This window comes from Ruegeria sp. SCP11 (assembly GCF_040329455.1).
Lineage (GTDB): Bacteria > Pseudomonadota > Alphaproteobacteria > Rhodobacterales > Rhodobacteraceae > Ruegeria > Ruegeria atlantica_E.
Window position 1 is genome coordinate 50,888 of the sequence record NZ_JBDZYG010000013.1, and the last position, 12,524, is coordinate 63,411.

Below are 12,524 nucleotides of genomic sequence, written 5' to 3' on the forward strand. Positions count from 1 at the left end.
GACAGTGACACAGTTGGAACAGGACAAAATCGACGCCTTGCGCGCGCTCAAGGCTCTAGTGGGGCACAACATTATCGACGGCAGGTTCCACGCATCGGCATCCGGGCGTGAGATACCGGTCAGCAGCCCCATTGACGGGGCGGCGCTTGGAACCATTCCTGACAGTGATGTGGAAGACATCGATCGCGCGGTAGCCTCGGCTCGCGCGAGCTTTGAGGCGGGCGTCTGGTCGTCACTTGCCCCTGCCGCGCGCAAGAAGGTGCTGTTGAAATGGGCGGAGCTGATCGAGGCCGAGGCCTTGAGCCTCGCCGTTCTGGGCGCGCGCGACAATGGAACCGACATTCGCATGGCTTTGATGGCCGAGCCGACATCGGCCGCAGGGACCATCCGTTACTACGCCGAGGCTATCGACAAGGTGAACGGTGAGATCACACCTACGCGCTCTAATGTCCTGTCGCTGGTCCAGAGGGAACCGGTGGGTGTAGTCGGCGCGATCATTCCCTGGAACTTCCCGCTGATGATCGGCGCGTGGAAGATGGCGCCAGCACTTGCGGCGGGCAATTCGGTAGTCCTCAAACCTTCGGAGGATGCCAGCCTGTCGACGATCCGTGCAGTCGAACTTGCCCATGAAGCAGGACTACCGCCGGGCGTGCTAAACCTGGTAACGGGGCGTGGTGCAACAGCTGGTAAAGCCTTGGGCCTGCATATGGATGTTGATGTGCTGGCCTTCACCGGTTCGGGCGTAGTTGGACGAAAACTGATGGAGTATTCGGCGCGCTCCAACCTGAAGCGGGTCTACCTCGAACTCGGCGGCAAATCACCCAACATTGTGTTTGCCGATGCGCCCGATCTTGAGGTGGTGGCGGCCCAGACAGCCGCCTCGATCTTCCGCAACAACGGTCAGGTTTGTGTTGCGGCCTCCCGTCTGGCGGTCGAGCGAACCGCTTATGATGAGTTCATGGAGAAGCTGCGCCAACATGCCGAGGCATTGCACGTAGGCGACCCGCTGCAACTGGACCATACCACCGGCGCGCTGGCCAATGCTGCGCAACTGGACAAGACAAAAGCGGCAGTGAAATTGGCATTGGAACAAGGCGCCGTTTTGGCCACCGGTGGCGAGGTGCTCCACACCGACAGCGGCGGGTTCTATCACCAACCCACCATCCTGACGGATGTCACACGCGACATGAGCGTGGTGCAGAACGAGGTCTTTGGCCCCGTACTGGCGGCGCGAGCTTTCGACACTGAAAATGAGGCGGTCGAGATCGCCAACGAAACCGTCTACGGGCTGTCCTCGGCTGTCTGGACGTCGAACCTGTCGCGGGCTCACCGGATGGCTGGTCGCATAAAATCCGGTCAGGTGCATGTGAACTGTTTCGCCGGCTCGGACATGACATCCCCACTGGGTGGTGTGCGTCAGTCGGGCAACGGTGCAGACAAGTCCCTGCATGCGCTGGAAAAATATGAGAACCTCAAGGCGACGTGGATCCAGCTATAACCCAGAGGAACTCTTTGCCTGCGACCAGGTAGTGCAACTTATCGGCGCGCGCTGGTGGCAGAATTTCGAAGCACTGCGCGGGTTCTGACAATCAGCTGACCATGCGGACAGATCAAATTCGGAGAGCAACATGGCCAAGGCGAAAAACATCCTGTTCATCATGTTCGATCAGTTGCGGTGGGATTACCTCAGTTGCTACGGTCACCCGCACCTGCACACGCCTAACATCGACGGGATGGCGTCGATGGGTGTGCGATTTGATCGGGCTTATATCCAGTCTCCGATTTGCGGGTCGTCGCGCATGTGCTTCTACACGGGCCGCTACGCCCACAGTCACGGTGCGACCTGGAATACTGTCCCGCTGAAAGTCGGCGAGCAGACGCTGGGCGACCACTTGCGCAAGGCTGGCATGGGCTGTTGGTTGGTGGGCAAGACCCATATGGAACCCGATTTGGAGGGCATGGAGCGGCTTGGCCTCAGTCGTGACACAGTAATCGGTGCGCGTATTGCGGAATGCGGCTTTGACGTGTTCGAGCGAGATGACGGCATGCGCCCCGAAGGCCCAGCGGGTCTGTATGATCCCGGTGGGGCGTTGAAATACAACGAATACTTGTCAGAGAAAGGTTACGAGAGCGACAACCCCTGGCATGACTTCGCAAACTCCGGCCAGGATAAAGAGGGCAATGTGCTGTCCGGTTGGTTCCTAAGGAACTCTCCGCTTCAAGCCAACATCGCCGAAGATGACAGCGAAACCCCATATCTGACTCGCCGGGGCATGGCATTCATGGAACAGGCGGGTGATGAACCCTGGTGCATGCACCTTAGCTACATCAAGCCACACTGGCCCTACATCGTCCCCGCTCCCTATCACGATATGTATGGCCCAGAACACGTCCTGGCCGCCCAACGCTCGGAAGAGGAGCGCGAGAATGCGCACCCGGTAATGAACGCCTTCATGAAAAGCCGGGTCAGTCAGGCCTTTGCCCGCGACGAGGTGCGGCAGGCGGTGATCCCTGCCTATATGGGGCTGATCAAACAGATCGATGACCAGATGGGGATACTGTTCAATTGGCTTGAAGACACGGGGCGCATGGATGACACGATGATCGTGTTGACCTCGGATCACGGTGATTTTCTCGGGGATCACTGGCTGGGCGAGAAGTCATTCTTTTATGAGAGCTCGATCCGTGTGCCGTTGATCATCTATGACCCCTCGCCTGAGGCGGACGCTACACGGGGCACTACCTGTGATGCTTTGGTGGAAAGCATCGATCTGGCCCCGACGTTTCTGGACTTGGCAGGCGGCGAGCCCTTAGATCACATCCTTGAAGGAGAATCCCTGTTGCCGATCCTGCATGGCAAAAAGTCAGGTACGGATCGTGAAGCAGTGTTCTGCGAGGTCGATTTCACCACAAATAACGAGGCCGTCTTATTGGGAGCCACCCCGGACGAAGCCGTGGTCTTCATGGTTGCGACACGCCGCTGGAAGCTCATCCATTTCGAAACGGGACACCGGCCCATGCTGTTCGATTTGGAGACCGACCCGGAGGAGTTGGTGGACCTAGGTGCCTCACCCGAACATGGCGACACGATCCGCGAGATGTATGACCTTCTGGGCGCCTGGGCCCGGCGGCTGTCGCAACGCACAACGGTATCCAAGAAACGGCTGGAGGAGATCCGTGCAGAAAAGCCCGCAACCGGTGTGATGATCGGTGTCTGGGATGAAAATGATGTCCCGGCCAAGTTTACAGCAAACTACATCGGGCGCCGGGTCAAGGACATGCGGAACCCGGAATGAAGGTCTTCTTGTCATATGTTTCAGTGGACAGGCAGAAAATCATTCATACGTTAACTTATTTTCAACTCATCCCGGTTGCGGGTTGCGACGAGTTGGGAGGCAAGGCATGACACTGAAAAACCTGCTGGTTGCCTATAACGGTGGCGAGGCCTCGGATGCCGCCTTGCATCTGGGCGCTCAGATGTCACGAAAATACGATGCCCATCTGACCGGCATCGTTGCGCATGGCGTGCCAAATATCGTGCAAAACTTCCCCCCCTGGCTGGCGCGGCAGGTTTCTGACACTCTGGATGACATCATTTCGACTCGGGTAACAGAACTTGAAGATAAGTTTCGCAGTTACCTCGATGGCAAGGTCGATCCCGACAAACAGCACTGGATTGATGTTCACGCCGATCCGGACCGGACCATCTCCTATTATACGCGGATGTTTGATCTGACGATTCTGGGACAGTATGAAAACCTGCCTGCAGCGGATGAGTATACGCTGCACCCTGATCGGATAGCTCATACAAGTGGCCGACCGATCCTGGTGGCGCCCAAGCGGTTTCGCCCAACCGAAATCAACGAAAATGCCGTAATCGCCTGGGACGGTAAGCGCAATGCATCCCGTGCTCTGTTTGACGCCATGAACATCTTGGAAACCAAGCGGATGGTCACGATCGTCACGGTGGGTGACAAGAGTACTCACCAGGAAGCCAGGGGCATCAATCTTGCGACGCTGCTGGCACGCCACGGTGTCGAGGCTAAACACGTCGTGGTGCCAAGGGGATCGGGCGGAACCGCCCGGACGATCCTCGACTTCTGCATGGAACAGAAAACGGGCCTCTTGGTCATGGGCGCCTTCGGTCACTCGAAACTGTCCGAAGACCTGTTTGGCGGGGTCACGAAACACATCCTTAGAGAGGCTGAGATACCCGTTTTTGTCTCTCATTGACGCAGGCGGACGGGACGATCTGGAGGAGAACCAACGACCTGTCCCGCAAGCAAGATCCAAAGACACCTTGAAAGGGAGGAAACCATGAAGCTGAAACGGACAATCACCGGGCTATTGGCCGGAGCATTGATGGCCTTTGCCGGAGGTGCGATGGCCGAAGACTGGGAGCCTAACGGTACACTGCGCCTGCAGATTGGCTTTGCCGCTGGTGGATCGACCGACACCATGGGCCGCGTCATTGCCAAGGTTATGAAAGAGCAAACCGGATGGAACATCATTGCCGAAAACAAGACAGGCGGCGGTGGCGTCGCCATGTTCACCGGCATCGCCAAAATGCCGCCCAAAGGGAATGTCATCGGTCTGGGTGTCAATATGCCCATCCTGATCAACCTCGTGAAGCGCGGCGACCAACTTGGCTTCGATCTCGACAGTTTCGAATATCTCGGCACTGTTTCGCGCGCCCAACTGGCGCTGATCGCTCGGGCCGATGCACCGTTCGACGACCTCGCTGGCATGATTGAGTATTCCAAGGCCAATGACGGGTTGGCCATCGGCTTCGGTGCCCCGCCACAGAAGCTGTTGATGGAGGTCGTGAATCGCGAAACCGATGCGAACTTCCGCTTTGTATCGACCAAAGGAGAGGCGGAAACCCAAAAGCTGATCCTTGGCGGTCAGGTACTGGCTGGGTTCTCTGCCGGTACCCACATCAAATATCTCGAGTCAGGTGACTTCAAGATGATCGCCAGCGCCAATGACGCCCGCCACGACTATGCGCCGGACGTGCAGACGGTGCGCGAAGCGGGGATCAGCGCCTATCTCGACCCTTACTTTTATTTCGCTACGACTGCCGGCACTGATCCTGCCGCTGTTGCGGCCCTGACAAACGCGCTCGAAAACGCAATGGCCACGGATGAAGTGGCCGAGATCGTGCGCAATGCTGCAACAACCGAAGTCCTGAACCTCGGCGCCGATGGCACCGAGAAGATGATGGTCGACGGCGTGGACAACGTCAAAGTCCTGTTTGGACAGTAACCGGCACCTCCCCTGCTGAACAGACTTCGGCGGGGGAGTTTCAGGAGGGCACCATGAAGATCAACGCAGACCGCGCTTCCGGACTTTTCTTTCTGTTTTTCGGGCTGGCGCTCTACTGGTTCATCATTCCGACCTTCGTCGAACAGGTGGAAGGTGGCTGGGTTCACCCTGACACCGTTCCCAATGCTGTTGCCATCGTGTTGAGCCTCTGCGGTGCCTTGTTGATACTGCGTCCCACGAAACACCACACGCAAGAGGCAAGCGAATTTGTCCGGGCCGGACTCTACTTCGGCCTGCTGATGGTTGCTCTTGTTCTCCTGGGCCGGTTTGGGTTCGTCTATATCGCCCCCATAATTGCCCTGGTTATCATGTTACTGATTGGTGAACGACGTCCCTTCTGGCTGGTATGTGGGGTCGTGGGAATGCCCGGCGCGATCTGGTTTCTGGTCGTGCAGGTCCTCGACCGGGCCTTGCCCTGAGGAGAGTGGACATGGTTGATCTTTCCACAATTCTGGCGGGCTTTGCAGATGCCTTCACGATTTGGAATCTGGCATTTGTCCTGTTCGGCGTTGTCGTCGGCCAATTCGTTGGTGCAGTCCCCGGAATCGGCCCGGTGATGGCCATGGCAATCGCTATCCCATTTACTTTTGGGCTTGATCCGCTGCCTGCCATCGCTTTTTTGGTCGGCGTAAATAAGGGAGGGCTGGTTGGTGGTGCCGTGCCTGCGGTACTCATGAATACGCCCGGCACTCCTGATGCGGCTGCCACTGCCATGGACGGCTATCCGCTCGCACGGGATGGCAAGCCACTGAAAGCTACAAAGATGGCGCTGTTTTCTTCGGTGACCGGAGACACCTTCAGCGATCTGGTCTTGATCACGGTTTCGGCACCCTTGGCAATACTCGCACTGCGCATGGGGCCGGTTGAAGTCTTCGCCCTGATGGTCTTTGCCTTTTCGGTGCTTTCCGGACTGATCGGTAATTCGCTGATCAAAGGGATCATCGCCGCAGCCCTGGGTTTGCTCTGCGCATCTGTCGGGACCGACCCCGAAAACTACACACCTCGCCTGATCTTCGGCATATTCGATTTTTACGACGGGCTGCCCCTGGCATCGGTCGCCATCGGAACGCTGGCCATCGCGGAAATCCTACGCCGTCTGGCACAAATGTCCGGAGAGGTGAAATCCGCGGTTGAAGTCAAGGACACAGGCGATCCGCTGGACAGGCGCGTGTCCTGGGCCGAGTACTGGGCTTGCCGCTTCACCATGCTTCGGGGTGCGATGATCGGAACCGTTCTGGGCGCGCTGCCCGGGATCGGATCGACTGCAGCAGCTTTCATGTCCTATGCCTCGGCCAAAAGTGCCTCAAAAGATCCCGGTTCGTTCGGCAAAGGCAATCTGCACGGCATCGCCGCCGCAGAGTCAGCTAATTCGGCGGTCGTCGGCTCCAACCTCATTCCGCTTCTGACGCTTGGCATTCCCGGAAGCGTCGGCGCTGCACTGATCATCAGTGCTTTCATGATCCATGGTATTCAACCGGGCCCGCTTCTGTTCCAGGATCAGGGCCGCCTGATCTACGGGCTGTTTGGCGCCATGATCATGGCAAATTTCCTTAACTTGTGGGTCGGCCAAGCGGGCCTGCGATTTTGGGTCAAGGTTGTTTCGGCGCCGGAGTCCATCATCTTCGCCTCAGCGCTGCTGCTCTGCATCGTTGGTGTTTCGATGGCCACCGGAGGCATTTTCGGCGTGATTGTCATGTTGGTTTTCGCGGGGATCGGCTATCTGATGAGCAGTTTCGGTTACTCGGTGGTCATCTTCATCATTGCCTTCTTTCTTGGACCGCGCTTTGAGATATCGCTGTCGCAAAGTCTTGCCTTGATGAACGGCGATTGGACGCAAATTGTTGAATACCCGATCGCACTTATCCTGCTGTTGGTTTCGATTTTTTCGATATGGTGGTTTCTTTGGCGTGCCGGATCGCACAAAACCACATCATCGCAGGTGACCGTCGAGGACTGAGATCAAGACCTTATTACCAGCGCCAATCGTGTTGATCGCCGATTCTGATCACAACCTCATCTAAGTGACATTTGTCACTCGGTTGCGGCTGATCGCGAAGAATGCAATCTACAAAATACAGCCCAAGCCTGTTTACCCAATTGCGAATACTCTCGTGGCTTACAACAAATCCGCGCTCGGCTGGAAAATCCTCAAAACCCGCTGTGCGCCGGGAATGCCGTAACTATCATGTCTGTTTGTTTGGCCTGAAAACCCAAACTTTGAACTAAGACCCTTGGGATGGACGGCTAAAACCCATTGTGATCCTATGCTGTCGGAATTTAAGGACAATCAATGCGGTCAACTTCGTATATTGTTATCTTTGTAGTCGCCACTGCTGCCAGCATTGGTCTCTATCTGGTGTCTTACCAGTACTTCCTTTCGCAGGAGCTTTCGAAAGCTCAAGGTCGGCTGTCTCTCTACCAAAGCTCGGTAAACGGTGAACTTGAACGGTTTTCTCACCTTACATATGTGCTGTCACAGGATTCCTTTGTCATTGGAACGGCCGAAGGAGAAAGCACCGGAACTTTGAACCGAAGACTCGAGGATTTTGCGGCACAGGCCGGGCTGGATGCGATCTACCTGATGGATGAAGATGGGATTACCATATCCGCATCGAACTACCGCGAAATTAGCAGCTTTGTGGGGCAGAATTATGCATTCCGCCCATACTTCCAGACCGCGATGTCGGGCGCGCAGGGTCGGTTCTATGCAATTGGAGCGACAACAGGCCTGCCAGGCTACTTCATCGCCAATGTGGTGCTTGATGCTGCTGCGGCACCCACCGGCGTCATCGCAATCAAGATTGATTTTTCCAGCCTACAGGACAGTTGGAGAAACTCGGGTGAGCAAGTCCTGCTGGCAAATGAGGATGGCGTTGTTCTTTTGGCCTCTGATCCGGATTGGCAGTACCGCGCGCTGGTTCCGTTGTCTGAGCAGCAACAAGAGAGGATCAAACAAGCGCGGCAATTTCCGGGCCAGATGCTTGATCCTTTGGACTGGACCGAGTTGCCCGAAAACCAAGCCAGGATTTCAGGAGAAAAACGCCTTCATCTGGCTGCAACCGACCTGCCACATGGCTGGTCGCTTCACTATTTTGCAAGTGACGACCGAGCGGTCGCGCGTAGTTGGCTTGTTACCTTTGTTTTTGTCCTCCTTGCGGGCGCAGTGTTCATCGTCCTGCAGTTACAAAAAAATCGTCGGGTCCGGGCTGCTCTGGCGCGTTCCGAACAGGAAGAGGCTCAGCTACGACAAGCAAACGAGCGGCTTGCAGTGGAAATCGAAGATCGGAAAACTGCGGAACGCCGCCTGAAACGAACGCAGGGCGAGTTGGAGCGCGCAAGTCGTCTGGCTGCGCTCGGGCAACTGTCTGCCTCCGTTACACATGAATTGGGTCAGCCTATTGCAGCCATGCGCAATCATCTGGTCGCGGCTGAGATCGGGTCTTCCGATGAAACCAAGCTGACGCAAAAAATCGGTGGTTTGGTGGACAGGATGGAGGGAATTACACGCCAATTGCGGTTTTTCGCGCGTTCGGAAAGCGAGGCTTTTGGCGACGTGGATCTAGGTGCTTCGGTCAATGCCGTTTTGGCTCTGGTCGCGCCGAATGTTGAGCAAACAAATGTGAATATCTCGCTTAGTGCGCCAGCCGATCCGGTGATCGTTCGCGGCATTGCGCTGCGGATCGAACAGGTAATTACTAACCTCCTGCGCAATGCGATTGATGCTACGGATGGAACGGATGCGCCTGAAATCGATATCGTTGTCACGACTTCTGATAATGAAGCTATATTGGAGATTCAGGACAATGGTCACGGGCTGGGTGACGCAACGCTGGCTGAGTTGCAAGAGCCATTTGTAACCACTCGGGAGAGCGGGCGAGGCATGGGCTTGGGACTGGCCATTTCCGCCAGCATTGTCAAAGATCACAACGGCACAATGACGGCCAATGACCGTGATGGCGGCGGAACAGTTTTCCGTGTCACCTTCCCGATGGCCTCAGATAAAGAAGAAACGGAAGAATGATCGAACAGCAACCCTTCAAAGTTCTGGTCGTCGACGATGATAAATCGATGCGACAGTCTCTTGTCGAGTTGCTCGAAGCCGCCAGGTGGAGCGTCAGCGCCGTCCCACGTGCCACTCAAGTGGCCGATCATCTGTCCAACACCGAGCCTGACGTTATCCTTTCTGACGTTCGGATGCCGGGCATGTCAGGTCTTGAATTGTTGGCGAGCCTGAACAAGCGGATTGCGCCTCCGATCGTGTTGATCTCGGCGCATGGTGATATCCCGATGGCAGTCCGGGCCATTCAGGATGGCGCGTATGGGTTCATCGAAAAACCCTATGAGCCACGCCGACTTTTGACCGTGCTGACACATGCGGCTGAGCAAAACCGTATGCGTAAAAGTAATGCACGGCTGAAGGACAGGCTGTTTAAATTGTCCGGGCTGGACCGCATTTTGCTTGGCCAAACCGACACGATCACTGCGTTACGGCAAGAGGTTCTGGACCTCGCAGATACGTCTGTGGCGGTGCTGTTGCAGGGGGATACTGGAACCGGGAAGGAACTGGTAGCTCATGCATTGCATGATTTGGGCGGTTCGCCTGATGCACCGTTTCTGGCTCTCAATTGCGCAGCTTTGTCGCCTGATACGTTCGAGGGGGAAATGTTCGGGGTGGCAGGAGCATCGGATGGAAGGTTGCTTGCGGCTTCAGGTGGCACCTTGTTTCTGGATGAGATTTGCTCGTGCCCACTCGCAGTGCAAGCCAAGCTGCTACGGGTGATCGAAGATCAGCGGGTGCTACCGGTGGGGGCTGTCTCATCGGTGCCGGTAAGCTTCAGAGTTGTGTCAGCGACGAACGAAGATGTCCTACTGGCGGCCGAGGAAGGCCGGCTGCGTCAGGACCTTCTTTTTCGATTGAATACGGTCGTTCTGAACTTACCTCCGTTACGGCAAAGACGGGATGATCTGGTGCTGTTGGCAACTCATTTCCTGAACGAATATGCGCAGGTTTATGAGATCGATGCGCCGGAACTTAATCAGGATGATCTGGCCGCTCTGCTTGCGCATGATTGGCCGGGGAACGTGCGGGAACTGCGCCATGTTTGCGAACGACGTGTTTTGGCGGCTCGACGAGGCGGTGGTTCACTTGCGAAGGCGATCCAAAGCGACCAGGATTTCGACGATGTTCCGGATACGCTACGCGAAGCGGTTGCTGCTTTTGAGCGCGAGCTTATCGGCAAAGCCATCAAGACGCATAAGGGCCGCATGGACGCCGCGGCCGAAGCGCTAGGGATTGGCCGCCGGACGCTCAACGAAAAAATCGTCAAGCTCGGTCTCGATAAAGAGGCTTTGCTGTAAATGAAACCGCTCTGCGGAAATCCGCAGGGCATCGCGATTTCTGCCCGCAATTTCCTTCCTAGTCAGCCTTCGTCGCATTCTGAATACTCAGCCCAGACACATTGCGTGAACTGGGAGGAGCCACTATGCGCAAACATTTTAATCGGGCGGCCGTTGCCGCCCTGTCGCTGACCGTTGCATCAGAAGCACTGGCGGTAGAGTGGAACGTATCCCTGTGGGGCAAGCGTCGCGCCTTTACCGAACACGTCGAGAAACTTGCTGAACTGGTGAATGAAAAAACCAATGGCGAGTTCACCCTGAATATCAGCTATGGCGGCCTGTCGAAAAACAAAGAAAACCTCGATGGGATTTCGATCGGCGCATTCGAAATGGCCCAGTTCTGCGCGGGCTATCACCGTGACAAGAACCCCTCGATCACCGTTCTGGAACTGCCGTTTTTGGGCGTGACATCGTTGGAACAGGAAGTCGACCTTTCGATGGCCGTCTACCAACACCCTGCCGTTGTCGAGGATCTGGCCCGTTGGGACGCGACCCTGCTGATGCCGTCGCCGCTGCCGCAGTACAACCTTGTTGGTGTCGGCGAAGCGCCAAAATCTCTAACCGATTTTGAAGGTTTGAGCGTTCGGGCGATAGGTGGCATCGGTAAAGCGATGGAGACGGTAGGCGCAGTTCCGACCTCGATGTCTGCATCCGAAGTGCGTCAGGCAATGGATAGTGGCATTGTCAAAGCTGTCAGCTTTGCGCCACACGCGCATATGTCCTTCGGCACCATTGAAAATGGCTCGTGGTGGACGACGAACCTCAACCCCGGCACTGTCAACTGCCCTGTCGTGGTGAACACGCTGGCGCTGGAAGATTTGTCTGACGAACACCGCGAAGCGCTGCTGGGTTCGGTGGAAGAGGCACTGGATCACTACGTGAGTCACTACCAGACCAAAACGATGGAAGCGTGGGGCCCTGAGCTGGATCAACGCGGCATCGAACGGGTCACTTTCAGCGATGAAGAAATCGCAGCGTTCAAAGTAGCCGCTGCCGCCCCTGCTGCCGAGGCCTGGATTGCAGAAAACACCGAGCGTGGCCTACCAGCACAAGAGCTCTATGACCTTGTGACCGGGAAGATCGCAAACGGCAGCTAATCCACTCACAACCCGGCGTCGGTCAAGCTGGCGTCGGGTGCCTTTTTCCCTGACAGCGGAGCAAAACGATGGCCGGGTCATCCCTGGTGCTGTCCAACGACAGCCGTCTCAGCATTCTCGATCAACACCTCTACAAACTGGAAAGCTTTCTGGCCCTGATCAGCGGTCTTGCAGTCTTTTCGCTGATGGTAATAGCCGTAGTCTCAGTTGGTGGTCGGAACTTCGCCAATGCGCCACTTCCCGGTTACGTGGACTGGATCGAGCAGGCCATGCCTTTAATCGCCTTCATGGGGATTTCCTATGCGCAGCGTGATGGCGGCCACATACGCATGGACATGGTTGTTGGAGCGCTTAGAGGCCGGACGCTCTATATCGTTGAGTTCAATACAACCGCTGTCATTCTGGCGCTCATCGTCTTGCTGATCTGGGGGAGCTGGGCGCATTTCGCACGCAGCTTTGACTTTGGTGCTCCACTCTGGAGCCGCGACAGCTCGATAGACATAGGTATCCCGCTTTGGCCCGCAAAGCTGTTGGCCCCCGTTGCCTTTAGCGTGCTGTGCCTAAGGCTTGCTTTACAGCTCTGGGCCTACGGTCGCGCGATCCGGCACCCCGATCAGGCACCTATTGCCGTCCCGCTGATAGCTGACGCAGCCACTCAAGCTGCAATGGAAGCCGAGCACGTCTCGGGCCACGATAACTGAGGTT

General features: G+C 56.4%; 10 protein-coding genes and 1 pseudogene. 10 read left to right on the forward strand and 1 reads right to left on the reverse strand.

The window, feature by feature from the left end; translation table 11 throughout:
- Nucleotides 1–13 precede the first annotated feature (13 nt).
- The 6 genes from ABLN94_RS18485 to ABLN94_RS18510 all read left to right on the forward strand — a co-directional run bounded on the left by ABLN94_RS18485 (nucleotide 14) and on the right by ABLN94_RS18510 (nucleotide 7,282).
- The gene (locus ABLN94_RS18485; protein WP_352995402.1) at nucleotides 14–1,498 is read left to right on the forward strand and encodes an aldehyde dehydrogenase family protein; all 1,485 of its coding nucleotides are present in this window, start codon (nucleotides 14–16) and stop codon (nucleotides 1,496–1,498) included.
- Between the two features lie 130 nt (nucleotides 1,499–1,628).
- A complete protein-coding gene (locus ABLN94_RS18490; protein ID WP_352995180.1) occupies nucleotides 1,629–3,296 on the forward strand; it encodes an alkaline phosphatase family protein in 1,668 nt (555 codons plus the stop codon).
- A 106-nt stretch (nucleotides 3,297–3,402) separates the two neighbouring features.
- The gene (locus ABLN94_RS18495; protein ID WP_352995183.1) at nucleotides 3,403–4,233 is read left to right on the forward strand and encodes a universal stress protein; all 831 of its coding nucleotides are present in this window, start codon (nucleotides 3,403–3,405) and stop codon (nucleotides 4,231–4,233) included.
- An 84-nt stretch (nucleotides 4,234–4,317) separates the two neighbouring features.
- Entirely contained in the window at nucleotides 4,318–5,265 is a 948-nt protein-coding gene (locus tag ABLN94_RS18500; RefSeq protein ID WP_352995186.1) for a tripartite tricarboxylate transporter substrate binding protein, read from the forward strand.
- A gap of 53 nt (nucleotides 5,266–5,318) precedes the next feature.
- Complete coding sequence (locus tag ABLN94_RS18505; RefSeq protein ID WP_352995189.1) at nucleotides 5,319–5,744, forward strand: tripartite tricarboxylate transporter TctB family protein; 426 nt, start codon at nucleotides 5,319–5,321, stop codon at nucleotides 5,742–5,744.
- Nucleotides 5,745–5,755: 11 nt separating this feature from the next.
- Nucleotides 5,756–7,282: a tripartite tricarboxylate transporter permease gene (locus ABLN94_RS18510; RefSeq protein WP_352995192.1), complete on the forward strand. Its 1,527-nt coding sequence runs from the start codon at nucleotides 5,756–5,758 to the stop codon at nucleotides 7,280–7,282.
- 16 nt (nucleotides 7,283–7,298) lie between these two features.
- Here the strand turns inward: ABLN94_RS18510 and ABLN94_RS18515 are convergent.
- Nucleotides 7,299–7,484: pseudogene (locus ABLN94_RS18515) on the reverse strand (IS6 family transposase); the annotation flags it as partial.
- Nucleotides 7,485–7,615: 131 nt separating this feature from the next.
- Between ABLN94_RS18515 and ABLN94_RS18520 the strand changes: the two are divergent.
- From ABLN94_RS18520 to ABLN94_RS18535, 4 genes are all read left to right on the forward strand, one after another.
- Entirely contained in the window at nucleotides 7,616–9,346 is a 1,731-nt protein-coding gene (locus tag ABLN94_RS18520) for a sensor histidine kinase (RefSeq protein ID WP_352995195.1), read from the forward strand.
- Complete coding sequence (locus tag ABLN94_RS18525) at nucleotides 9,343–10,683, forward strand: sigma-54-dependent transcriptional regulator (protein WP_352995198.1); 1,341 nt, start codon at nucleotides 9,343–9,345, stop codon at nucleotides 10,681–10,683. Before ABLN94_RS18520 ends, ABLN94_RS18525 begins: the two co-directional genes overlap by 4 nt.
- A 125-nt stretch (nucleotides 10,684–10,808) precedes the next feature.
- A complete protein-coding gene (gene dctP / locus ABLN94_RS18530; protein WP_352995200.1) occupies nucleotides 10,809–11,819 on the forward strand; it encodes a TRAP transporter substrate-binding protein DctP in 1,011 nt (336 codons plus the stop codon).
- A 68-nt stretch (nucleotides 11,820–11,887) separates the two neighbouring features.
- Nucleotides 11,888–12,520: a TRAP transporter small permease subunit gene (locus ABLN94_RS18535; RefSeq protein WP_352995203.1), complete on the forward strand. Its 633-nt coding sequence runs from the start codon at nucleotides 11,888–11,890 to the stop codon at nucleotides 12,518–12,520.
- The last annotated feature ends 4 nt before the right edge of the window (nucleotides 12,521–12,524 follow it).

What these genes read in the sequence shown, in the direction of transcription:
- ABLN94_RS18490 (WP_352995180.1), top strand. Translation starts at nt 1,629, where the DNA reads ATGGCCAAGGCGAAAAACATCCTGTTCATCATGTTCGATCAGTTGCGG.
- ABLN94_RS18495 (WP_352995183.1), top strand. Translation starts at nt 3,403, where the DNA reads ATGACACTGAAAAACCTGCTGGTTGCCTATAACGGTGGCGAGGCCTCG.
- ABLN94_RS18500 (WP_352995186.1), top strand. Translation starts at nt 4,318, where the DNA reads ATGAAGCTGAAACGGACAATCACCGGGCTATTGGCCGGAGCATTGATG.
- ABLN94_RS18505 (WP_352995189.1), top strand. Translation starts at nt 5,319, where the DNA reads ATGAAGATCAACGCAGACCGCGCTTCCGGACTTTTCTTTCTGTTTTTC.
- ABLN94_RS18510 (WP_352995192.1), top strand. Translation starts at nt 5,756, where the DNA reads ATGGTTGATCTTTCCACAATTCTGGCGGGCTTTGCAGATGCCTTCACG.
- ABLN94_RS18520 (WP_352995195.1), top strand. Translation starts at nt 7,616, where the DNA reads ATGCGGTCAACTTCGTATATTGTTATCTTTGTAGTCGCCACTGCTGCC.
- ABLN94_RS18525 (WP_352995198.1), top strand. Translation starts at nt 9,343, where the DNA reads ATGATCGAACAGCAACCCTTCAAAGTTCTGGTCGTCGACGATGATAAA.
- dctP (WP_352995200.1), top strand. Translation starts at nt 10,809, where the DNA reads ATGCGCAAACATTTTAATCGGGCGGCCGTTGCCGCCCTGTCGCTGACC.
- ABLN94_RS18535 (WP_352995203.1), top strand. Translation starts at nt 11,888, where the DNA reads ATGGCCGGGTCATCCCTGGTGCTGTCCAACGACAGCCGTCTCAGCATT.